Below are 20,878 nucleotides of genomic sequence, written 5' to 3' on the forward strand. Positions count from 1 at the left end.
TGAAATAGATTGAAAAATGCGGATGAAAGGACTTGAACCTTCACTTCTTGCGAAACCAGAACCTAAATCTGGCGCGTCTACCAATTCCGCCACATCCGCGCAATGAGAAATATTATAACAGGGATAAGGAGAAAGGAAACAATTTGTTCTCCTCATCCCGACAAAATGCTGTTAAGGCAGACTGCCCAGACTGAGAGGAATAAGATTGCCTTCGATCGTGAGTCCCAAGAGTATGTTCTCGCCGGAGCGGATAGGTTTGCCAGTAAGGGCGCAGCGATCGTCGGTTTGAGCGGTAGCAGATAGAGTGGCACGCACATCGGCGGATGAGAGAGAGGGGGAATAGCTGCCCGATCGCTGTTGCACATAGTTCCACAAAATGTCGCGAATGAGCGCTTGATAGCCTTGGTTGCCAGAAAGTGCTTTTAGCTCCTCCTTCAACTCACGCTCTAAACGGATGCTCGTCACTTCCATTTCCGTTGTGCTGGTGCGAGTTAAGGTATGCATGAACGGTCTCCTTTTGGAATAGGTTTGTCAGATTTATAATACAAGTGTAGTACGTGATTTCGTCAACTGTCAGATCTTTTATGTAAATCCAGAATTGCTTCGATGCGATGGCGCTGGATTTTTCCTTGCAAACTTCGTGGGATCTGAGCGACAGCGATCCATCGTTTAGGAATTTTGAATGAAGTTAAGTGTGATTTTAAGGCAGTTTTAATCTCTTCAAACGTAACCGTTTCATCATCAGGAACATAAATTGCCGTCACGCTCTGTCCCCAGATTTCGTCCGGAATTCCTAAAACGTGAATATCTCGGACAAGATTGGTTGATCGAATTGCAGATTCCACTTCTGCCGGGAAAATGTTCTCACCGCCGCTAATGATCTTGTTACTGTCACGACCGATGAGATGGAGATAGTTTTGTTCATCAAAGTATCCCAAATCGTCAGGTTCAAAGGTTTCAGGCTGATCGAGATTCGGGTAATACCCAAGCATCAAGGATTTTGAGCGGATTAAGAGTTTTTGATGAGCGATCGTAATTTCTGCATGAGGTAAAACTTGCCCACACCCTTGAACACCCTTGAGAAAATCAGCAGGTTTGAGCGTTGCAATCTGAGAAGCAGTTTCGGTCATCCCGTAAGTTGGGGCGATCGGAAGATGTTTCAATCGTGCGTCTTCAAGGAGATTTGACCAAGCGGGTGCGCCTCCGAGCAAAATGGTTCTGAATTTGGCGAGCCAATCTGCATGAGGCATCAATTGCTGGAGTTGAGTCGGAACCAGAGAGATGAAGAAGTTTTGCGGATCGAAGTCGGTGTTTAGATTTTTCCAGGATTGAAGCGTGAATGTGCCGTTTGTGAGCAGCGATCGCATCAATTGCATTAAACCGCTGACGTGATAGAGCGGGAGAACGCAGAAAGAGTTAATGCGATCAAGTTCAAAATATTGGCGAAATCCTTGAACAGAAGCAGTGAGAGTGTTCCAAGTGTGAATTGCAAACCGAATTTTGCCAGAAGTGCCTCCAGTCGGAATCATGATCAGCAGCGCTTCGTGCTGAGCTTCAGTCGGCTTCAGCCCCCTAAATCCCTCATTCTGGGGGACTTTGAAATCAGGAAATTCTCGACATTCAAAGTCCCCCAATTTTGGGGGATTTAGGGGGCGATTCTCCAAGCCTTCCACAAACCTAGGTTCTCCCCAAATCAGAGTCGGTTGAGCCAATTCAAACACCTGTTTCCATTCGGTTTCGCCCCAATCTGGATTGCAAAGAAACAGTTCACAAGGCACAGAACAAGCTGCAATAAATCCTGCCATCCATTGAATTGGATCTCGATCGCATAAAAATACGGTCATGCTCGCGTGTGCCGGAGGCATCGCACGCTCATATTTCAATAACTCTCGATACCGCAGTTCAGCGATTTCCTGAACCCGTTGACGCTCTACAAAATCAAACGTCTCTAATCGACTTAAAGGCTGTTCCATAACTCCTCAAAGTCTTCGCTATTCAGTTCATCAAACCAATGCGTTGTCCCATATCCAACGGCGCGCTGGCTCAGTTCCGCTGCCAGTTGTAATCCTGCCCGACGACCGATAGCAGTCTCAAAAACCGTTGAGAAAACCGTATCCAGTTGATGTTCTCGACAAAATTGGCGCAGTTGAGAAGGAAAACCTGCGATCGCTGGTTTAATCACAAAAATTCCGCGCCAGCCTCGCTCATAACACGCTTTCAATTGAGCCAAAGTTGAGACAGACTCATCTAATGCGATCGCAGTTCGATACATCTGGCTCAACTTCAGCATGGTTTCAAACTGATCGGTTCGCATCGGCTGCTCGATAAATTCAATTCTGGATTGATCACAGAATTCGAGCCATTGATGCGTTTCAGATTCCGTTAACCCCATGTTTGCATCGAGTCTTAAGTTTGCATGTTGCGGTAATTGATCCAGTAAGGCTTGGACTGTTGCGATTTCGATTTCGATTGGAGCGATCGCGATTTTCAATTTAAACGTTCGATAGCCCTGATCCCAGAGCGATCGCCATTCATCAGACATCAAAGCACTCTGAGGCATTGCTTGGAATTGCCCTGGATTAAGCGCCGACTCAAATCCAAATTGACACGCTGGAAACGGAATCTGCTGAATCCAATCGAGATCGATGTCACGGGGAGCAGATTGGCAAAGCTCGATCGCGTCTTGCATCGATTCTGAGCCAAACCACTCCAGTGGCGTAATTTCTCCAAAGCGATCATCTAATCGGATTAAAATTCCTTCCCGAACTGACCATTCTCCATAATGTGTTTTGAGAGATTGGCGAAATCGTCGTTGATAAGGTCGAAATTCAAATTGCATTACAGGAACAGAAATCCTAACCCAAATAGCAATCCGAACCAAAAATGCAATTCAACCGCAATTAATCGACAACGCAAGAGTTTATGGGGTTGATGATACTGTGAACCGATTGTATGACATAGCCTTTTCGCAACTGGAAAACTCAGCAGCGAGAGCAACGTCCAAACTGGGAACAGTTTCAAAATGACAAATAGAATGGTCAACACATAAAAGCTGCCACAAATCCAAGGAAGAAGCTGAGCAGAGCGCTTCGCGCCAAGCCGAACCACCGGAGACTTTTTCCCGATCGCTGCATCATCTTCGACTTGATTAAAATGCGAACAAAACAGAATCAAACTCGTCGCAATTCCCACTCCGATCGAAGCCGCTAAATTCGTTCCTGACCAAGCTTTAGTCTGACTATAATAAGCCGCCGAAAATGCGAGAGGACCAAACGCCACAAAACACAATGGCTCGCCCAAACCCTGATAGCTCAATCGAAATGGAGGTCCTTGATAGATATAACCGATCGCACAACAGGCCAGCACTAACCCAATCACGGTAAAGTCACCCTGCATCAGCGCGATCGCCAAAATTCCCGATAATCCCGCTACCAAAAAAGCATTGGAAATCCAAAAGATCAGCGACTTATTTCCAGTCAAATTCACGACCGAATTCGCCTTATTGACATCGACTCCTGTCTCAGAATCAAACACGTCATTGCTGAGATTTTCCCAAGCCAGAATCAAAATTGCAGAAATTAGAAACGTAAAAAATACCAGAAGATTCAACGATCGAGTCTCTGCAAAAGCCACCGCAGATCCCACCCAAATTGGCATGACCGCAACGCTATACATCGGCGGTTTAATTGCGGCATACCAAAGTTTTTTCTTAGAAGGCTCAACCGATCGCAAGGTCATCCACTCATCTCCTAATTACTGAAAAGCTTATGAGCAAGCGATTTCCAGTCTCCCATTTGAGTTTGAACCAAATTACGATCGGTTATAGAAACGTTACATCTGTTGAAGATACTGCTGATATCCAACCCGCCCTAACTCTGCCTGCTTTTGCTGCACCATTTCCGTCAAACTCTGGCGATACGCTTGCAGTTTGGCAAACAACTCAGCATCATGACTGCCCAAAATCTGAACAGCCAAGAGTCCTGCATTTTTGGCATTCCCGATCGCCACAGTCGCCACTGGAATTCCTGCAGGCATTTGCACGATCGAATACAGCGAATCGACCCCCTGAAGCGTCTTCGTCTGTACCGGAACCCCAATCACAGGCAACACCGTCATTGATGCCACCATTCCCGGCAAATGCGCTGCACCTCCAGCCCCGGCAATAATCACTTTCAATCCACGAGTATGCGCCTCTTTTGCATACTGCACCATTCGCTCTGGAGTGCGATGTGCCGAGACAATTTCCACTTCACACGGCACACCAAACTCCTCACAAACTGCGATCGCTGCCTGCATCGTCGGCAAATCCGAATCGCTTCCCATAATGATCCCAATTAGCGGCTGACTCATGTGCGAAAATCCAAAACGAATCCAGATCAAACACTAAAACATGCTGATTATCAATGCTCAAGTTCCTGGTTTCTCCGGTTTGCAGCAAATCTTGATCGAGAATGACAAAATCGTTGAGATTGCACCCTCGATCCAGTTTCCAACTGAAGCCATCGAAACTTCGACCCTGGTGATCGATGCTGAAGGAGATTGGATCTCGTTAGGCGGCATTGATTTACAAATTAACGGGGCATTAGGCTTAGCCTTTCCCGATCTCAACTCAGATAACGCCCACCAGTTAGACAAAATTTGTGACTTTCTTTGGCATCAAGGTATCGATGGATTCTTGCCCACAATTGTTACAACCTCGATCGAGAACATTCAGCGATCGCTCCAAATCATCGCTGAAGCCAATCATCCTGAAATTCTAGGCGTTCATCTCGAAGGTCCGTTTCTCAATCCGCAAAAACGAGGCGCACATCCTGAAGAATTTCTTCTGCCCTGCACAATTGAAACGATTAAACAGGTTCTAGGCGATTATGCCTCGATCGTCAAAGTCATAACGTTAGCTCCAGAACTCGATCCCAGTGGAGCCACGATCGAATATCTCAAATCTCTCGGCATTACCGTTAGTCTCGGACACTCTCAATCAACCGCAACCCAAGCCCAACAAGCCTTTGATCAAGGCGCTTCAATGGTCACACATGCTTTCAACGCGATGCCCAGTTTGCACCATCGCGAACCTGGACTACTAGGAGCCGCCATTACAAATCCTCACGTTTATTGTGGCTTAATTGCAGATGGGCAGCATGTCTCACCGATCATGATGGAGATTTTGCTCAAAGCGAGCGAATACGATCGCGGAATTTTTCTTGTCAGTGATGCCCTTTCACCGCTTGGACTCCCGGACGGACGCTATCCTTGGGACACTCGACAAATCGAGGTGACAAATGGCACCGCAAGATTATTCGACGGCACTTTAGCCGGAACAACGCGATCGCTCTTTTCAGGTGTGCAAAATCTGGTGAATTGGAACCTTTGTGATCTGGGAACTGCGATCGCGCTATCGACGACTGCTCCCCGCACTGCAATACATCTTCCAACCTATCTATATCAGCCTGCGCGTCTTTTACGCTGGAGCCAAGTTGGTCAAGAAATCCAAATGCAGCGTCTCACCACAAATATTGCTTCGTAAACAAAATTTATGTGACAGATACAATTCTGTCTCACTGAATTCCGTAAATTTTCTCAAACTCTCTTACACTTCGATATAGGACAGGTGGTGCGTAACTCGTTGCCCTCCGTAGACTTATCCCTGTTCAGAGAAATCCGAAAACCCCTAAAAAAACGGGGCACGGTTCAGGTGCCCCCAAGATACTCAGATTGACTTGTCAAAGCAAAAGTTCCCTCACAGCCTCAACAGACCTGTAAAATTACGGGCAACTGCCGAGTGATTTGGGGTTTTGCCTTCTCGTAGAATACCTGAGAATACCGAGGCGTAGTGATGGCTACATGAAAATTTCATAAGAACCTCATGTTTGTACGCAAATTATTAGCAATCCACGAATAAGACCAAAAGTAAGACCAGTTCTTGCACCACAAAGTCAGGCGATATCTTTTCTAGTCGTCAAGTGGATGGATTTTGCGAAGTGGGGAGATGGGGAGTGGGGAGTCTCTTCGTGGAATTTCGCTCTGATCTGGGTTCAGGGGCGATCGTCGTAATACGATAGTTGAGGCGAATCAACGAGATCACAAGCGGATATATGAACGGAGTGGATGATAAAACCGAAGTGCGTGAGTATTTCAATGCCACGGGCTTCGATCGCTGGAAACGTATCTACGGCGATGGTGAAGTAAATAAGGTACAACTCGATATCCGCACAGGGCATCAGCAAACAGTCGATACTTTGCTGGACTGGTTCAAAGCAGATGAAAATCTAGCAGATTTGACGATCTGCGATGCGGGATGTGGAGTTGGCAGCTTGAGTATTCCGCTGGCACAAGCAGGTGCAACCGTTTTTTCGAGTGATATCTCAGAAAAAATGGTGGAAGAAGGGAAAGAAAGAGCGATCGCGCTTGGACTGAAAGATAATCCGACTTTCGTCGTACAAGATTTGGAGACTCTAAGCGGCAAGTATCATACCGTCGTTTGTCTGGATGTGCTGATTCACTATCCGACCGAGCAAGCCGCCGATATGATCAAACACTTAGCAAGTTTGGCGGAAAATCGTTTAATTCTCAGCTTTGCCCCGAAGACCTGTTTATTAGTGATTTTGAAGCGAATCGGTGAGTTTTTCCCAGGCCCGAGTAAGACGACTCGCGCTTATCAGCATCGTGAGAAAGACATCGTAAAAGTGTTAGAAGACTGTGGATTGAAAGTCAAGCGAACTGCAATGACGAGCACGAAGTTTTACTTCTCTCGTATGTTGGAAGCTGTTCGTGAAGAATAGGAAGATAGGGGGATAGGGAAAATGCAGCTTTCGCTACCCCACTCCCCATCTCCCCACTTTACCGAGTCCCCGTGACACCCGCCCAAAAGTATTTTTTGAATGAATTCATATCTGTATTCACGGTGAGTTTTTTCGACCAAGTGTAAATGTCGAAAGCAACCCGATCGCCATTCATCTCAAATCCACCGAGCAACGTTACCCAATGGCTCGGAAATGGAACCGGAGGGGGATCGCCTTGTAAAAATCCTTCAGCAGTGACGAGCAGCATCGCCACACCACCCGACTGAATCGCGGCGATCGCCGCCTGCATCGCTTTGACATCACTAAACAGATATGCCTGATGATAGGCAGTCTTGGAATAGCCTAAAAGCTCATCAATCCAGCCTTTAACCTCCCAAGATTTCGTCATACCGGCTAGATTCCGAATCAGATCAGGCGCATTTGGTTCTACTGGAAATAGAGAATTCTCTGACTCGCGCAACGTTGATAAAATCATCCAATCTGCTTGCTCCATGCGCAAATTCTGATCTCGATTGCTCCGCAGCGCAGCGCTTGCTTGAATCCAACGGTTTGTGCCTTGAAACCCACCCCTTTCAAATAGAGTCTGGCAAATCTGAACGTAACGAGTCGGTTGCTTGCGAACCAGTTCAAACAACACACTGGCGGGTCCACAAAACGGCTGCCCACCTTGATTGATTTGGAACGGATCAGCGACGCGTGATCGCATCTCTGCAATCACCGTTGCCTTATCCAAACCCGCCCAAATCCCCGTGGCACGCGATTGCTCAAATGCATCAATCTCACTCATCGCCGCCTGAACGTAGCCTGCATCCGGCGCATATAAATTAGCCGCAGTTGTGATCATTACCGGGACTCCTTCTGGGGAAAAAAGAACTGCATCGGTGATATATATCACTTCCTAAAGAGGAAAAAGTCACGGGTCAGTCCTTGATCTGTCACCCACGCTCCACTTCAAAAAGCCGATATTAGTATCACAACGCTCTTGTAGTTTTCCCGATGGAATCCTCTCTTTTACTGACAGATTCAATTTCCGATTTGTTCGCTGAAGTCAGCAATACAGGCAGAATGACTCCGCTGGCTTGTCAAAAGCTTCAAGCGGCAATGTTGGATCAGCAAACAACTGACGAAGAAAAGCAAGCAATCGAGCGCCTACTCTATGCGATCCGATTGGGTCGCGTTCAGGTCATTGAAGAAATCCATGGCTGATAGAACGCGATCGCTGATTCAATTTCTCACTGATGAGCTAGCTGTCTCATCCGATTCGATAAAAATCGGGCTACAGTACTCAGAGGAGATCGATAGCCTCTTACCGATCGTACTTTGGCAGTACGGCTTTATTACACTGACTGAATTAGAAACAATCTTCGATTGGCTTGCCGCTTCTACTTCTGTCATCAGCAGCAGTCATCTGTCTGACAGGGTAACTCTCTGGCTAGATGAAGTAATTCAGTAAAACCGCTTACAGTCTGAGTTAATACGCAAAACGGAGGTTAAGAATGCGAATTGCTCAGATTGCTCCTTTGTGGGAGACAGTTCCTCCTCCCGCTTATGGTGGGGCAGAACTGGTTGTGAGTTTATTGACTGAAGAACTTGTTCGTCGTGGTCATGAAGTTACATTGTTTGCAACAGGAGATTCCAGAACCCAAGCGAATCTTGAAGCGATTCATCCCAGTGCATTGCGATTAGATCCATCTGTCAAAGAACATACAGCTTATGAAGCAATGCAGTTAAGTCAGGTTTATCAGCACTCAGACGAATTTGACATTATTCATTCCCATATTGGATTTGCTGCATTGGCTTGCGCGCAATTAGTGAAAACGCCGACTGTACATACTTTACATGGAACATTTAGCTTAGATAATCAGAAAGCATTCAGTCTTGCTAAGTCTCAGCCTTATGTAAGTATCTCAGATACTCAACGGGAGCCACAATTAGAGTTAAATTATGTCGCCACGGTTTACAACGGGATCGATCCTGCGACTCATCAGTTTTATTCTCAGCCAGATGAACTACAGTACCTGGCTTTCTTAGGGCGGCTTTCACCTGAGAAAGGTCCACATCATGCGATCGAGATTGCGAAACGGACTGGATATCCACTGAAAATAGCGGGAAAGGTCGATCGAGTCGATGTCGATTATTTTGAGCAAGAGATTAAACCGCACATTGATGGCGAACAAATTCAATATCTAGGCGAAGCAAATCATATTCAGAAAAATCATTTAATGGGCAATGCGATTGCAACATTATTTCCGATTACTTGGCGTGAACCGTTCGGATTAGTCATGGTGGAGTCTATGGTTGCAGGGACACCCGTGATCGCGTTAGAACTCGGGGCGACTTCTGAAGTCATTGCACATGAAAAGACTGGATTCCTCTGCCAAAACGTCGATGAATGTATTGAGGCTGTGCATCGGATTGATGAAATCGATCGCATTGCTTGCCGTAGACATGTAGAAGAAAAGTTTGGTGTGAAGCAGATGGTCGATGGTTACGAAGCAGTCTATCGACAGTTGCTTGCTGAGAAGTTTGCTCAGAATGGACATAGCAAGAGTGCGCCCTCTCTAGCTGGGATGAAATATTAGAAGAATCGATAAAATTAGCACTTTAGGCATGGGTGATTGATCAAGATCACCCATTTTTGTGGAAGCAACTCTAAAAATGCAGTTGGGTATGATGAAGATACTGCAATGAACCATAAGGATATTGCAAATCGTCAGTTTAATTTGGAACTTCACGGAGTCTGAACGATGTTGAAACCATTCGGATTTGGAATTTTAGCTGCCTTAGTCACAGTCAGTAGTGTCATGACCCCTGCTGCTGCTCAGAATCCACCTAAACCCACTGTTACACCTGCACCGGAAGCTCAATTTATTCCAAGAGCGAGAGTAGAACTGAAGGGTGATCGTGTGAACATTATGTTAGTTAACAAAACAAATGCAGCGATTTCGTATCAAGCGGTTGGCGATACCCAGGTAAGAACCTTGCCTGGTCGGGGAACTGTGATGCTGCAAGGTTTGCGAGTTCCGACAACTTTGACCCTCGATCGCCAAGATTCTGGGCTACTGCAAGTGACTCCAAAGCAATCTCAAAAGGCTCCTGGCACAATCGAGGTGACTTTAGAAACGAATACTGATCTTGGAACAGACAGCCCCACGATGCGCGTTGAAGAAAACGGCTCCATCTTCCTGTACTAAGACACATTACATCACCTAAACCAATCACTGGTCTTGGGTGATGTAAGTAGAAAATTGCCCGCTACTATAGAATCCGAATTGATCAAGATCCGCCTGCGATCAGCTCTGAATGATTGCAGATCGCATGTTTGAAGCTTGCGAATCGGAATTCAATACACGAACAGTAGCTTATTTCCTGATGTTAGATAGCAACTGTCCGAGTTCTTGAAGTTTAGAAGCTGAACTGCCTTCTTGAGAGCCTACGGCAGAGGAAACTTGATGACCGAGAGCCGAGAGAATTGCTGGGATCTCGCCGCTGCGGACACCGCCATCGATCGCTAACTTTAATTCACCTAATGTTTCTGCAATTTCGGTTCCCGTGAGTTGCTGCTGCCACGCTTCGATATTGGCGATCGCTGCTTCTGGATCAATTTTTGCTAAGTCATTCTTCAAAAGTGCGATTGTGGCATCGAGATCAGCCGTTTGAGCTTGGTTTGCCATGAATTTATCCTAACTTTGCTAATAACTCTCCATTCTTTGAAATTCGAGCGCACTCTTCGTCAACCTGTGGGAAGAAACACATCGGAAACAGTGCCCATCTGGGGAATGTATTTTAAGCTGACAACTCTCTACAGTAGAGATGTTCGAGCAGTTGAGCGGGAGTTGTTTGCTTCGGAGTAGTTAGGAGTGCAGCCTGTTACTTTTGATTGCAAACAACACCCCTTTCTTTTCTCTTGGGGCTGATTCAACTTGACGATCGTGGGCTGATGGGATCACCATGACGATACTGACTCAGCATTACCATTCATTGTTAAAATCTTGCCTGAAACCATTTCAGTAGTGAATGAAGTCAAGAATTTTACCTGACCGCTGTAGTGATCCTTAGAGATAGGGTAAAGGCAGCATTAAAACATGAGTGGGGGGAATCCGTGAGTCTCTTGCAACGATTTCAGTTCAATTCACCCAAAAAATTGCTGGGGGGTCGCTATCAAGTGATCCAAGAGTTAGGATCTGGTGGATTTGGACAAACGTTTCTCGCCACAGATCTACATCTACCAGGGCAACCTCACTGCGTCGTCAAACAACTGAAACCTCAGTCTACTCATCCCCGAAGTTTACAAATTGCCGCGAGGCTCTTCGATACAGAAGCTCAAGTTCTTTATCGCTTAGGACATCACGATCAGATTCCGCGCTTACTCGCTCACTTCCAGGATGGTACGGAGTTTTACTTGGTTCAGGAGTGGATCGATGGGAATTCTTTGAGCGAAGAATTCGTTAGCGGTCAGCCTTGGTCAGAGGCGCAAGTGACCCATCTGCTGCAAAGTCTGCTGAATGTTCTCAGTTTTGTGCATCAACAGAATGTCATTCATCGGGATATTAAACCCTCCAATCTGATGCGTCGTTGCTCTGATGGAGAAATTGTGCTGATCGATTTTGGGGCAGTGAAACAAGTCAGAACGGGATTGAGTCATCCTCATGCGGCTCCCACCCAGACCATTGCGATCGGCACACCGGGCTATATGCCTTACGAGCAAATCGCAGGGACTCCTCGGTTTAGTAGCGATGTTTATGCGGTTGGAATTGTTGCCATTGAGCTACTCACTGGGATTTCAGTCCATCAATTGAGCCAAGATACAAATACGGGAGAGCTTCAGTGGCGCGATCGCGTGCCCGATCTCAATCTTGCGATCGCGACCTTGCTAGAGCAAATGGTCTGTGCTGATTTTCGCGATCGCTATGCGACTGCTGGAGAAGCTCTAGCAGCACTTCAGGCGATCTCTAGTCAGATCACGCTGCCACCTCAAATGCAGCGACCCATTCCCCCAAAGCCAGCTGAAATTCCTGCGATCGCCACACAAGCTACCCTAGCTGTCAACCCTGTTCCCCGCTCTGGCGCACCGATTCACAGACGCAACTTCCTTCCTTTTCTTAACTTGTCTCAATCTACTGCTTTAGCGCCAGGATCTTCGAGCAACACATCTCTACCACAGGGCAACACGCTCAAGCAACAGGTCTCTGTGAGAGGGCGCGAACTTTTGAGCAAAATTCCGCATCGTCGAATGACGCTATCTGCGGTTGGACTGGTTATCCTCGCTCTGTTTGGATGGAATGCAACTCGTCATCCTCAAACTATTCCTGCTGTTCAGACGAGTATTCCTACTCCCTCTCCTTCAACGTCTGCCGATTCCGTCGCGGCACTCTTGAGTGAGGCAAATCAACATCGAACTGCTCAACAATATCAACGTGCGATCGACACTTATGAGCAAGTCATTGAACTAGATGCAAAATCTGCTGAAGCACATTGGGGACGGTGCTATAGTTTGAACTATTTGCAGCAGAGTAAAGCTGCGATCGCAGCGTGTGATGCCGCATTAGCTTCACGCGCTGATTATCCAGAGGCGCTGTGGAGCAAAGGCTATGCCCTAGAGCAGCAGCAACAATATGAGCCAGCTTTGGCACTTTATGAGCAAGCCATTACACTTAAACCAGACTTTGCTGAAGCTTGGAGCAATAAAGGTACACTCCTCTTGCGGCTGGGTCGTTTAGAGGCAGCGATTATGGCATTGGATCGGGCGATCTCGCTCAAGCCAGAACTCGCCGAAGCTTGGAACAATCGGGGGGCAGCACTGTGGGGAGTGGGACGGACTGATGATGCGATCTCGTCGATCGACAAAGCAATTCAAATTCGCCCTGATTATGCCGATGCGTTAAGTTTACGGCAGCAAGTCGAGCAAAAACTTCAGCAAGGAAGTACTCAAAAGCGAGACAAGCAGAGTAAGACAAATCGGGCTTTGAAAAGATCTGACAAAAAGATCTGACAACGATGATGATTAGAAAGGTTTTCTACGAGTCACATGGGATATCTAATTACAGCAGCACTTGCGAAAAGTGAGGGTTTCCTGATTCGCATTTTGTAATAAACAAACAAAATATGCAGATTGCGACCTATAAATTACGGTAAGACCTTCGTGTAGAGGCTCGTTCGATGGATGAATCTTGTGTGATTCCGGTCATCAAATCTCCCGCTGAGTATCAGGCTTACCGCATCAGTCCTCACGATACGAATCGGCTCGCGATCGTCTTTGACCCTACGATCGCGAATTTTTCGCTGACGCTATGTGTTGAGATATTCGATATTGGTGGCAAGACTCCTCCCAATCGACATCAACTCGCGATCGAAATGTTCTTCGTGCTGAAAGGTGAAGGCATTGCCATCTGCGATGGTAAAGAAGTACGGATTCAGGCAGGCGATAGTCTACTGGTACCGCCAACCGGGATTCATGAAATCCGAAATATTGGAGCAGAAAGACTTTATGCCCTCTGCATCATGATTCCAAACGAGGATTTTGCAGAATTGATTCGCAGTGGAACGCCCGTTGAATTAGATGCGGAAGATATGGCAGTGCTGCGACGATCGCCCGTGCCACAACTGACTTATCACGATTGATAAGTTTTTTCAGATGAGTTTATGCCCGTGCTTCTATCCTGTGGTAGACGGAAATACGATCGCAAATTCTTTAGGATAGCTGCGAGTAAATTCATTGAGGACTTTATATATGAAACGTCTAATCGGAACAGTATTCGCAGTAGTATTAGTTGGTTTTATGAGTTGGGTAGGCTTCTTTGCACCTGCGTTTGCTGCGGTTTCGACTCAGCCACCGGGACATGAAGAAGTCATCAGTCCAGACGGAGAGCAATATTCCAGCCGGGAAGAAGCTTATGAAAAAGCAACAGAAGCGGCAAGCGATCCGAATGGATTAGATAAGGAATATCAGAAGGATTTGAAAATCTTTAAGAAAGAAAATCCTGATCAAGCCAATCTGATTGAAAAAGCAGAAGCAGCTGTTGAGAAAGTTGTCAGCGACAAGAAATAACTTGATTCATTTTGACTGCGCTCAACGTTCCGCACTTGTTATGAGTTGAGCGCAGCCGAATCTTCCGATACGTTTTAAGCTCGTGATTCCACTTTTCCTCTAGTCATCTCCCCAATTTATTGGGAATCCCTTCACATCCTCCTGGAATGGTTCCCCGTGTTCTCGAACCGCCCCAAGCACAGCAGTAATAGCGCTGCTCCTCAGACATATCTTCTACGCCTGTAAAATCAGCATTCTCAATTACCGCACCGGTATATAGACCTGTCTTAAAATTGGGTGGCTCTGTGCGACTACGAGGAGAAGCTGTTTCAGCTTTGCCGTAAAAGAAACGAGTTCCGCTCAAATCCGCACCCTGCAAACTTGCTCCACACAAAACAGTTCGCGTAAAATTCGTTTTGACTAAATCGCAATTGGTGAGATTGGCTCGAATCAGATTCGCCTCACTCAAATCTGTCCAGCGTAAGTCTGTTCCTGAGAGATCCGCCGCTGCCAGCATCACCCCCAGATCGATCACTCGAATTCCATGCAATCGATCTTCGGCATAGCCACCTGAGCCATCTAAAATTGCTCGTCCTAATCTCTGATCCCGTTTGAGCGGAGACAATAACTTGGCACGGGATAAGAAGCGAATAATCTTGGCTTTTCCTGAACCGTCTACACTGCTTAAAATCGCAGCCGTTCGCCCTTCTGCGATCGCTCTTTCTTGTGGCCAATCTTCTAATAATCCTTCCTCATCTAACACCAGATCCGAAATGCCTTGGAAATAGGTATCGATTGTTTGTTGTTGGGTAATCGTATTTTGCTGAATCGTCAGATCCTTCGAGATCACGTACTGTCGCCAAGCAATATAAACCGCCAAAATCGCGATGAGAATCTGTCCCAACGCTCCAAAAACTTCACCGAGCGCCCCGATCGCGTCCCAATCTAACTTCTGGTACAACGCGCCTAGCCTTTTGCCAAGACCCAATACCTGAGCTAATCCGACCACACCGAGCACCAAGCCGAGCGTGCCTAAGAAAATGCCCTGATCTTGCTCAGTCACCAGCTCAATCAAGACCGGCTTCAAGGTGGGAAAGAGAATCTGAACCGAGAGCAAAATCGCCACGATCGAGCCTGCCAAGATCAGCCAAAACTGATTGATCACCAATCCGATGGTCACGATCGCCAGTGCCAAGAGCAAAATAATCGATCGGTTGGGATTTGGAGGAGGAGAGCCTGTGTTTAAGGAGCGTTGATGAGCAGCGGTTCGCTCACGCGCAATCTCCGCATGGGTAGGAATCGTTGAAATTTCGCCGTTCGGGGAATTGGATGAAGCCAAATTGGGATCAGCAGACATGCTTAGCAAACAGAATTAAGTAGTCAATAAGCTTTATCCTACTCGCTTCCTAGAAGGCTGATCGGTATCTTGTTAGGGATTATTTGCTATTTACCAGATAAAGTTGTGGGTTAGTTTGATTCAGTCTTAGGTTAGAAATTATGGCTTGATTGCGAAAAAAGATTCCTGAGATGTGACAAAAAACGGCTTTTATGCCATAAAATTCGTTCAACTTCGCAGAATTACAGTATTAGTATTCTGTGACAAGATACATTTGGAGTTTTCAACGTTATGAGTTACGCAACAGAATCGGCTCAGCCTTCCGTTTTGGAGCTGGCGCGATCGGGGAATCCCAAGGCGATCGCGTACTGGCTGAATGTATTTCTGTTACCTCATAATCTTTTCGCGCAAGCAGAACCCGCAGCCCAACCCGGCTGTTTCAAAATTTTAATCGAGTTCCATCCTTCTCCTGATGTCGATGCGCGATCGCCCGAGTTTCAACAAAATTTGATGCGGTTCGTTTGTCATCACATGTGGAAACTGAATTCTGATGTGATCGATGGCATTCAAGTTGTAACGCGGTTTATCGGCAAGCCGCAGATGCTTTGGCGCAAGACGGTCAGAGTCGTGTCTCCAGCCCGCCGCGCCAAACTTGCAGCCAAACTTGCAGAAAGTGCTCCCCAATCCGCTGCACCGGCTGAGATCAAAACTCGAATTCAGCAAGTCACGCGACAGAAAGTTCAATTCCGTGCCTTGCGATCGCTTTTGCTGACAGGAACAACCGCAGCGGCTTTTATCATCGGTTGCTGGCTAGGCTATTCGGATGCTCCGAATGAGCAAAAAACCGCAACTGCTGCCAATTCGACTCTCACCACTCGCCCGGATACCATCAAGACCGTTCTCGAGTCAGTTCAAGTGAACAAGGTTCAGGCGGACATGGATGGAACGGCAACGATCCTATTTGGGGGCGATGTGGCATTGACGAAGAATTACACTGAGTTGGTCAAAGACGACCCAAAATGGGCGTTTGCTGAATTAGAAGAATCAAGGCTCGCAGACCTGTCGATCGTCAATCTCGAAGCTCCCTTTACAACCGCAACTGACTCCAAGCAAGCTGAGCCATTCAAAGTCGATCCGGCACAAGTTGAGGTGCTCAAAAATGGTGGGATTGATGTTGTGAATCTTGCCAACAATCGCATCATGGATTACGGAAGCACAGGACTAGATGACACCCTGAAAACGCTCGAACAAGCTGGAATTCGCCACTTTGGAGCCGGACGAGATGAAAAAGAAGCGCGTCGTCCAGAAATTTTAGAAGTCGATGGGCAACGAGTCGCCTATCTCGGTTACTACGGTTCAGAGACTCAAGCGGCAACCGCAAATCAGCCCGGAATTAATCGAAAACACAACGATCGGATTTCGGCTGATATTCAAGCGATTCGGGATCAAGTCGATTGGGTGATTGTGAACTTTCACTGGGGCGAAGAGATTTCTAAATATCCCAGTGATGCCCAGATGGAGTTAGCGCATTTCTCGATCGATCAGGGTGCGGATCTCGTCATCGGACATCACTCCAGCATTTTGCAGGGTGCAGAACTCTATCAAGGTCGCCCAATCGTCTACTCACTCGGAAATTTCATCTTCGGTGGCAAGCCTGAAAGCACCTATGACAGTGCCATGCTGCGAGTTGCACTCAAAGATCGTCAAATGAAAGTGGAACTGCTGCCTGTTGAAGTCAATGGGTTCCAACCGAGAATCGCTCATGGCGATCGCGCAGCAGAAATCCTACATCAGATCGAGTCGGTTTCAGACTCGTTTCCGCAAGCCCTCAAAACTCCGCTTGTCATTGATGCAAGGACAAATACGGTCACGAAACCAGACGGAAACCAGATTGAATCTCAAACGCCTATCTCTGAGCCATCGAAGCCTGAGTCTCAGCCTGAGCAATCTGTACCCGAAGGAGAAGCTCCTCCTGCGGCTGAGTCACCCACAGAAGAAGCCACTCCTTCTGTTGAATTTGCCCCGACTGCACCAGTACCGACCGAGCAATCTGCTCCTGCGATCGAGCCATCTCCTGACTCTAGCCCTGTTGAATCACCGAACTCTGAACAATCTGCACCGACTGAAGAAGCGCCATCCAGCGAGTCTCAACCCGGTTCACCGCCTTCTCAACAGCCTTGGAACAACAATTCATTTATCAATCAAAACAATGGATCTCCGGCTCCGATGGTTCCGCAGCAAACCTCTCCTAGCCCACAGGCAACCCAAGACCCTCATACCCATTTAGACGATGCTACCCGTTCGCCTTCGACGAATAGCTTAGAGCCGATCAAACGTCGTTATGCCGAAGCTGACCGCTCAGACTCACAGACGGCTTTCAATTTTTAACCATCATTCCTTCACTTGCCTGTGTTTTCTATCGAACGTCGTCGCCAACAATTTGATACTTATGTGTTGCTCGATCGAGCTTCCAATTCTAAGCTCGAAATTGTTCCCGATCGCGGGGGCATTATTACGAGTTGGCAAGTTCAAGGGCGTGAATTGCTCTATATGGATACCGCCCGATTCGCTGATCCAGCGCTATCTGTCCGAGGCGGCATCCCAATTTTGTTTCCGATTTGTGGCAATCTTCCCGAGAATACTTACACCTATAAAGGTCAGACTTACACGCTGAAGCAGCACGGATTTGCGCGAGATCTGCCTTGGGAAGTGGTTGATCAAAAAACAGAGGGCGAGTTGAGTTTTACGATCGGGCTTTCTAGCAATGCTCAAACTTTAGAACATTACCCATTCGCGTTTCGTCTGGCGTTCACGTATGCCCTGCAAGGTCAGACTCTCTTGATCACGCAGAAGATTGCGAATCTCTCAGATGAAGTGATGCCGTTTTCGATTGGGTTTCATCCCTATTTTCTCGCCTTAGAAAAACATCAATTGAGATTTGAAATTCCAGCCGATCAAGCCCTCGATCAAAGAACTCAAGCTACTCATCCTTTTTTCAACACCTTCGATTTTGCCCAAGACGAAATTGATTGGGCATTTCTGAACATCAGTCGCCAAGTCTCGAATGTCACGGATCTCAGTCGTCATACGCGGATTACTTTGACCGCTGCAGATGAGTTTCCAATTTTGGTGTTTTGGACGCTAAAAGGCAAGGATTTCTACTGTTTAGAACCTTGGAGCGCGCCTCGAAATGCTTTGAATACAGGCGATCATCTTTTGTCGATCGCCCCAAACTCAACCCTCACAACAACGGTGAGCTTGTCAGTTGAGTTTTCATAATAAAAGCGATCGCTCAGTGAAGAAGCGATCGCACGTTCATAGAGTATAGAGTTAGTGCTGAAATGTCTTAGTTTGCTTTTGCTGCCTTACGACGACGAGAAGCAGCGAGAAGTCCAACCAGTCCCAGCCCGATAACCGTTGTGGGTTCGGGGACTTTTGTTACTTCAACTCTCGAGAGCGTGAAATCAGAGTTCTTCGCTCCAGCAGGTGTGGTGGTGCTAGTTGGCGCTGTTTGAGCTAGCGCTTTCAAGCTGAATCCTGTGATCTTGATATCTCCAAACGGATTGGTGATGCGATAAGACCCACCCGCGTCTTTTGAGGAGAGCGACAGATTAGTTACCGTCCCGCCTAGACTCCAAACAGCAGAGTTAGCACTCGTTACACGCAGCGTTCCTGACCCAATGCCACCATCGGCTTGAACAAGCGCAACTTCAAAAACTCCGTCGTTATACACGCCTGGTCTGTACAGGAAACTGAGATCTAAAGCCTTCAAAACTCCAGCACTTTTGAAACCAACACTTAAGGTTTCGTCGATATCAATTTCACCGAGCGATTGATTGTTCACAGTTTCACCAGCCGGGTTCCCATTTGCGTCTTTGCTGCTATCGATACCGATACCCAGCACGCCACCAACTGTTTTTTGTGTCAGAACGGGATCAAACGCGTTTCTAGTTGTACTCGCACCGATAGAGAAGAAGCCATTCACATTGCAGTTCGTTTGCCCGACGCATCCTGCGTTGACTGCATCAGAGGCACTAAAACTAAAAGAAGCAGCATTTGCAGAAGGCTGGAAAGCCACGATCGCACCCGTTGCCAAAACGCCAGCGAAAAGAGAGAGAGAAACTTGCTTATTCATAACAGATCGATACGAAATCAGAGAAATGGGTTTGCAGAGAAGGTTCGAGACTCAAGGCGGGGGGTGCGCTTTGACAATTCAGTGTTGCTACGTTCAGAGGCTCATGCTCGTCTTCGATATATCCAAGTTATTACGGAGCGTCCGTAATTGTCCTATGCGTACGTACGAATTCATTTAAGCTTCAAGTAAGAAGGAGATATATCGAGTTCATATAAGGATTTTGTCAACATGAGAAACTCCGTGCTACTGAAAATACGATGTAATTATTGACACATTTATTATGAAAATCACCCGTATTCTATAGAGAAGATACGGGTGATTTTCAGGTCTCTCATGGTTAGAGAGAAAAAAGACTAGGCTGTAAGTGCCTGTTTTGCTTGACTCGCGACTGATTCTGACTCATCGTGCGTCAGCGTTTCGATCGTTGATCGTGCCTCTGGCGTATTCAATCTTGCCAACGCCTGCACCACTCGCTGGCGGACTTGCCAGTCAGGGTTAGTGGCATAGGGGATGAGTAATTCTACGGCACGAGGATCACCGAGTTCTCCGAGTGATCCGATCGCTACGGGTTGGATGACGACATTCTCTGAATTCAACGCTTCAACGAGCAAATCGAACGATCGCGGGTCACCCAGTTCGCCTAGTCCTGCAATGATGCTAAATTGCACCAGCCATTCTGGACTGTGACGATAGAGCGTTTCAAGATCTGGATAAGCTTCAGTCAGTTGAAGGGCACAGATCGAGTCTGCGGCGGCAGCCTGAACATCGGGTTCCGAATCTGCAAGGGCGACTTGGAGCAGTTGCAGAGCGGTGCTGAGATCTTGACTTCCCAAGGATGCAACCTGACTGACAGCAGCATATCGCACTCGCACATTGCTATCGACCACTGGGATTTGAATTAGCTCAAATGCGATCGCCGGATCGAGTTGGCGCAATTGATTGATGCCCCGTAAGCGATCGCCAAAATCTTGGGATTGTAAAAGATCTCGGACTGAATCTGGTGTAATAGTCATGAATTAACAAGGATTATTCGGTTTGTTCGGCTGCCATGGTGCGAATGATATCGCCACGCGTGAGGATTCCGACCAAGTGACCGGATTGATCGATCACAGGCAGCCGATGCACTTTACGATCGTGCATCAATTTGGCAGCTTTTGAGAGTGGAGTTTCCGGAGTGGTGGTGGTAACCGGAACGGCACTCATCACTTCACCCACAGTTTGTCCTAGCGCTTTGTGTAACTCTTTTTCATACCGACCAGGATTTTCTAAATAGATCACACTGTCGAGCAGCATAATGTAAGCGGGTGGTGTGACATCCGTTTCACGCCACATCAAGTCCGTTTCGGAAATAATGCCGATGAGATGCTGATCGTCATCTAGAACAGGCAAACCGCTGATCCGTTTGTCTGCCAGAATTTTAATCACTTCAGTAATTGAGGTTTCAGGGTGAACCGTAATCGGAGCGCGGCTCATCGCCTCTGCAACAGTTTTCGCCATAATTGCTATGTTTAGGAGGGATATTTCAATTATTCAAGACTTTTCTGGTGAGATTGTGCTTCATTCATAGGATGTAACAACGA

22 protein-coding genes and 1 tRNA gene are annotated in these 20,878 nt (G+C 47.1%); 11 read left to right on the forward strand and 12 right to left on the reverse strand.

Annotated elements, in window-relative coordinates; translation table 11 throughout:
• Positions 1 to 17: 17 nt before the first annotated feature.
• The 6 genes from J0L70_RS10810 to purE all read right to left on the reverse strand — a co-directional run bounded on the left by J0L70_RS10810 (position 18) and on the right by purE (position 4,350).
• A tRNA-Leu gene (locus J0L70_RS10810) sits at positions 18 to 99 on the reverse strand.
• A 72-nt stretch (positions 100 to 171) separates the two neighbouring features.
• Positions 172 to 504: a ribbon-helix-helix domain-containing protein gene (locus J0L70_RS10815; protein ID WP_017286476.1), complete on the reverse strand. Its 333-nt coding sequence runs from the start codon at positions 502 to 504 to the stop codon at positions 172 to 174.
• A gap of 62 nt (positions 505 to 566) precedes the next feature.
• Complete coding sequence (locus tag J0L70_RS10820) at positions 567 to 1,973, reverse strand: 2-succinylbenzoate--CoA ligase (protein ID WP_287454496.1); 1,407 nt, start codon at positions 1,971 to 1,973, stop codon at positions 567 to 569.
• The gene (locus tag J0L70_RS10825) at positions 1,958 to 2,839 is read right to left on the reverse strand and encodes an o-succinylbenzoate synthase (RefSeq protein WP_287454497.1); all 882 of its coding nucleotides are present in this window, start codon (positions 2,837 to 2,839) and stop codon (positions 1,958 to 1,960) included. Before J0L70_RS10825 ends, J0L70_RS10820 begins: the two co-directional genes overlap by 16 nt.
• Complete coding sequence (gene menA, locus J0L70_RS10830) at positions 2,839 to 3,738, reverse strand: 2-carboxy-1,4-naphthoquinone phytyltransferase (protein WP_287454499.1); 900 nt, start codon at positions 3,736 to 3,738, stop codon at positions 2,839 to 2,841. Before menA ends, J0L70_RS10825 begins: the two co-directional genes overlap by 1 nt.
• Before the next feature lie 93 nt (positions 3,739 to 3,831).
• Positions 3,832 to 4,350 (reverse strand): 5-(carboxyamino)imidazole ribonucleotide mutase, encoded by a 519-nt coding sequence (gene purE, locus J0L70_RS10835; RefSeq protein WP_268183508.1) that lies wholly within the window; start codon positions 4,348 to 4,350, stop codon positions 3,832 to 3,834.
• A gap of 40 nt (positions 4,351 to 4,390) precedes the next feature.
• Between purE and nagA the strand changes: the two genes are divergently transcribed.
• Positions 4,391 to 5,524, forward strand: coding sequence for an N-acetylglucosamine-6-phosphate deacetylase (gene nagA, locus J0L70_RS10840; protein ID WP_287454501.1), 1,134 nt, complete (start codon positions 4,391 to 4,393; stop codon positions 5,522 to 5,524).
• A gap of 568 nt (positions 5,525 to 6,092) precedes the next feature.
• Positions 6,093 to 6,779 (forward strand): magnesium protoporphyrin IX methyltransferase, encoded by a 687-nt coding sequence (gene bchM, locus J0L70_RS10845; protein ID WP_017286482.1) that lies wholly within the window; start codon positions 6,093 to 6,095, stop codon positions 6,777 to 6,779.
• 58 nt (positions 6,780 to 6,837) lie between these two features.
• Here bchM and J0L70_RS10850 read toward each other — a convergent pair whose 3' ends face one another.
• The gene (locus J0L70_RS10850; protein ID WP_287454502.1) at positions 6,838 to 7,644 is read right to left on the reverse strand and encodes a hypothetical protein; all 807 of its coding nucleotides are present in this window, start codon (positions 7,642 to 7,644) and stop codon (positions 6,838 to 6,840) included.
• 152 nt (positions 7,645 to 7,796) lie between these two features.
• Here J0L70_RS10850 and J0L70_RS10855 point away from each other — a divergent pair, with 152 nt between their 5' ends.
• The 4 genes from J0L70_RS10855 (at position 7,797) to J0L70_RS10870 (ending at position 9,994) form a co-directional block, all read left to right on the forward strand.
• Positions 7,797 to 8,006, forward strand: a complete 210-nt coding sequence (locus tag J0L70_RS10855) for a hypothetical protein (RefSeq protein WP_017286484.1) — start codon at positions 7,797 to 7,799, stop codon at positions 8,004 to 8,006.
• Entirely contained in the window at positions 7,999 to 8,253 is a 255-nt protein-coding gene (locus J0L70_RS10860) for a DUF2949 domain-containing protein (protein ID WP_017286485.1), read from the forward strand. The genes J0L70_RS10855 and J0L70_RS10860 overlap by 8 nt, the downstream gene beginning before the upstream one ends.
• Positions 8,254 to 8,296: 43 nt before the next feature.
• A complete protein-coding gene (locus tag J0L70_RS10865) occupies positions 8,297 to 9,382 on the forward strand; it encodes a glycosyltransferase family 4 protein (RefSeq protein WP_017286486.1) in 1,086 nt (361 codons plus the stop codon).
• Between the two features lie 165 nt (positions 9,383 to 9,547).
• Positions 9,548 to 9,994: a hypothetical protein gene (locus J0L70_RS10870; RefSeq protein WP_268183516.1), complete on the forward strand. Its 447-nt coding sequence runs from the start codon at positions 9,548 to 9,550 to the stop codon at positions 9,992 to 9,994.
• Between the two features lie 168 nt (positions 9,995 to 10,162).
• On the opposite strand, the gene J0L70_RS10875 is transcribed toward J0L70_RS10870, so the two are convergent.
• Positions 10,163 to 10,474, reverse strand: coding sequence for a hypothetical protein (locus J0L70_RS10875; RefSeq protein ID WP_017286488.1), 312 nt, complete (start codon positions 10,472 to 10,474; stop codon positions 10,163 to 10,165).
• A 428-nt stretch (positions 10,475 to 10,902) separates the two neighbouring features.
• Between J0L70_RS10875 and J0L70_RS10880 the strand changes: the two genes are divergently transcribed.
• From J0L70_RS10880 to J0L70_RS10890, 3 genes are all read left to right on the forward strand, one after another.
• Entirely contained in the window at positions 10,903 to 12,792 is a 1,890-nt protein-coding gene (locus J0L70_RS10880) for a serine/threonine-protein kinase (protein ID WP_287454504.1), read from the forward strand.
• 167 nt (positions 12,793 to 12,959) lie between these two features.
• On the forward strand, positions 12,960 to 13,421 hold the full coding sequence (locus J0L70_RS10885; protein WP_287454505.1) for a cupin domain-containing protein: 462 nt from the start codon (positions 12,960 to 12,962) through the stop codon (positions 13,419 to 13,421).
• Between the two features lie 109 nt (positions 13,422 to 13,530).
• On the forward strand, positions 13,531 to 13,848 hold the full coding sequence (locus J0L70_RS10890; protein ID WP_017286491.1) for a hypothetical protein: 318 nt from the start codon (positions 13,531 to 13,533) through the stop codon (positions 13,846 to 13,848).
• A gap of 103 nt (positions 13,849 to 13,951) precedes the next feature.
• Here J0L70_RS10890 and J0L70_RS10895 read toward each other — a convergent pair whose 3' ends face one another.
• Positions 13,952 to 15,184, reverse strand: coding sequence for a pentapeptide repeat-containing protein (locus J0L70_RS10895; protein WP_287454506.1), 1,233 nt, complete (start codon positions 15,182 to 15,184; stop codon positions 13,952 to 13,954).
• A gap of 270 nt (positions 15,185 to 15,454) precedes the next feature.
• On the opposite strand from J0L70_RS10895, the gene J0L70_RS10900 reads away from it, so the two are divergent.
• Entirely contained in the window at positions 15,455 to 17,551 is a 2,097-nt protein-coding gene (locus tag J0L70_RS10900; protein ID WP_287454507.1) for a CapA family protein, read from the forward strand.
• A 21-nt stretch (positions 17,552 to 17,572) separates the two neighbouring features.
• The gene (locus tag J0L70_RS10905; RefSeq protein WP_017286494.1) at positions 17,573 to 18,442 is read left to right on the forward strand and encodes an aldose epimerase family protein; all 870 of its coding nucleotides are present in this window, start codon (positions 17,573 to 17,575) and stop codon (positions 18,440 to 18,442) included.
• Between the two features lie 67 nt (positions 18,443 to 18,509).
• Here J0L70_RS10905 and J0L70_RS10910 read toward each other — a convergent pair whose 3' ends face one another.
• From J0L70_RS10910 to J0L70_RS10920, 3 genes are all read right to left on the reverse strand, one after another.
• Positions 18,510 to 19,298: a PEP-CTERM sorting domain-containing protein gene (locus tag J0L70_RS10910; RefSeq protein ID WP_287454508.1), complete on the reverse strand. Its 789-nt coding sequence runs from the start codon at positions 19,296 to 19,298 to the stop codon at positions 18,510 to 18,512.
• Between the two features lie 353 nt (positions 19,299 to 19,651).
• On the reverse strand, positions 19,652 to 20,311 hold the full coding sequence (gene nblB, locus J0L70_RS10915; protein WP_190647258.1) for a phycobilisome degradation protein NblB: 660 nt from the start codon (positions 20,309 to 20,311) through the stop codon (positions 19,652 to 19,654).
• Between the two features lie 13 nt (positions 20,312 to 20,324).
• Positions 20,325 to 20,795, reverse strand: coding sequence for a CBS domain-containing protein (locus J0L70_RS10920; RefSeq protein ID WP_017286497.1), 471 nt, complete (start codon positions 20,793 to 20,795; stop codon positions 20,325 to 20,327).
• Positions 20,796 to 20,878 lie beyond the last annotated feature (83 nt).

It is taken from the genome of Leptolyngbya sp. UWPOB_LEPTO1 (assembly GCF_017302695.1).
GTDB lineage: Bacteria > Cyanobacteriota > Cyanobacteriia > Leptolyngbyales > Leptolyngbyaceae > Leptolyngbya > Leptolyngbya boryana.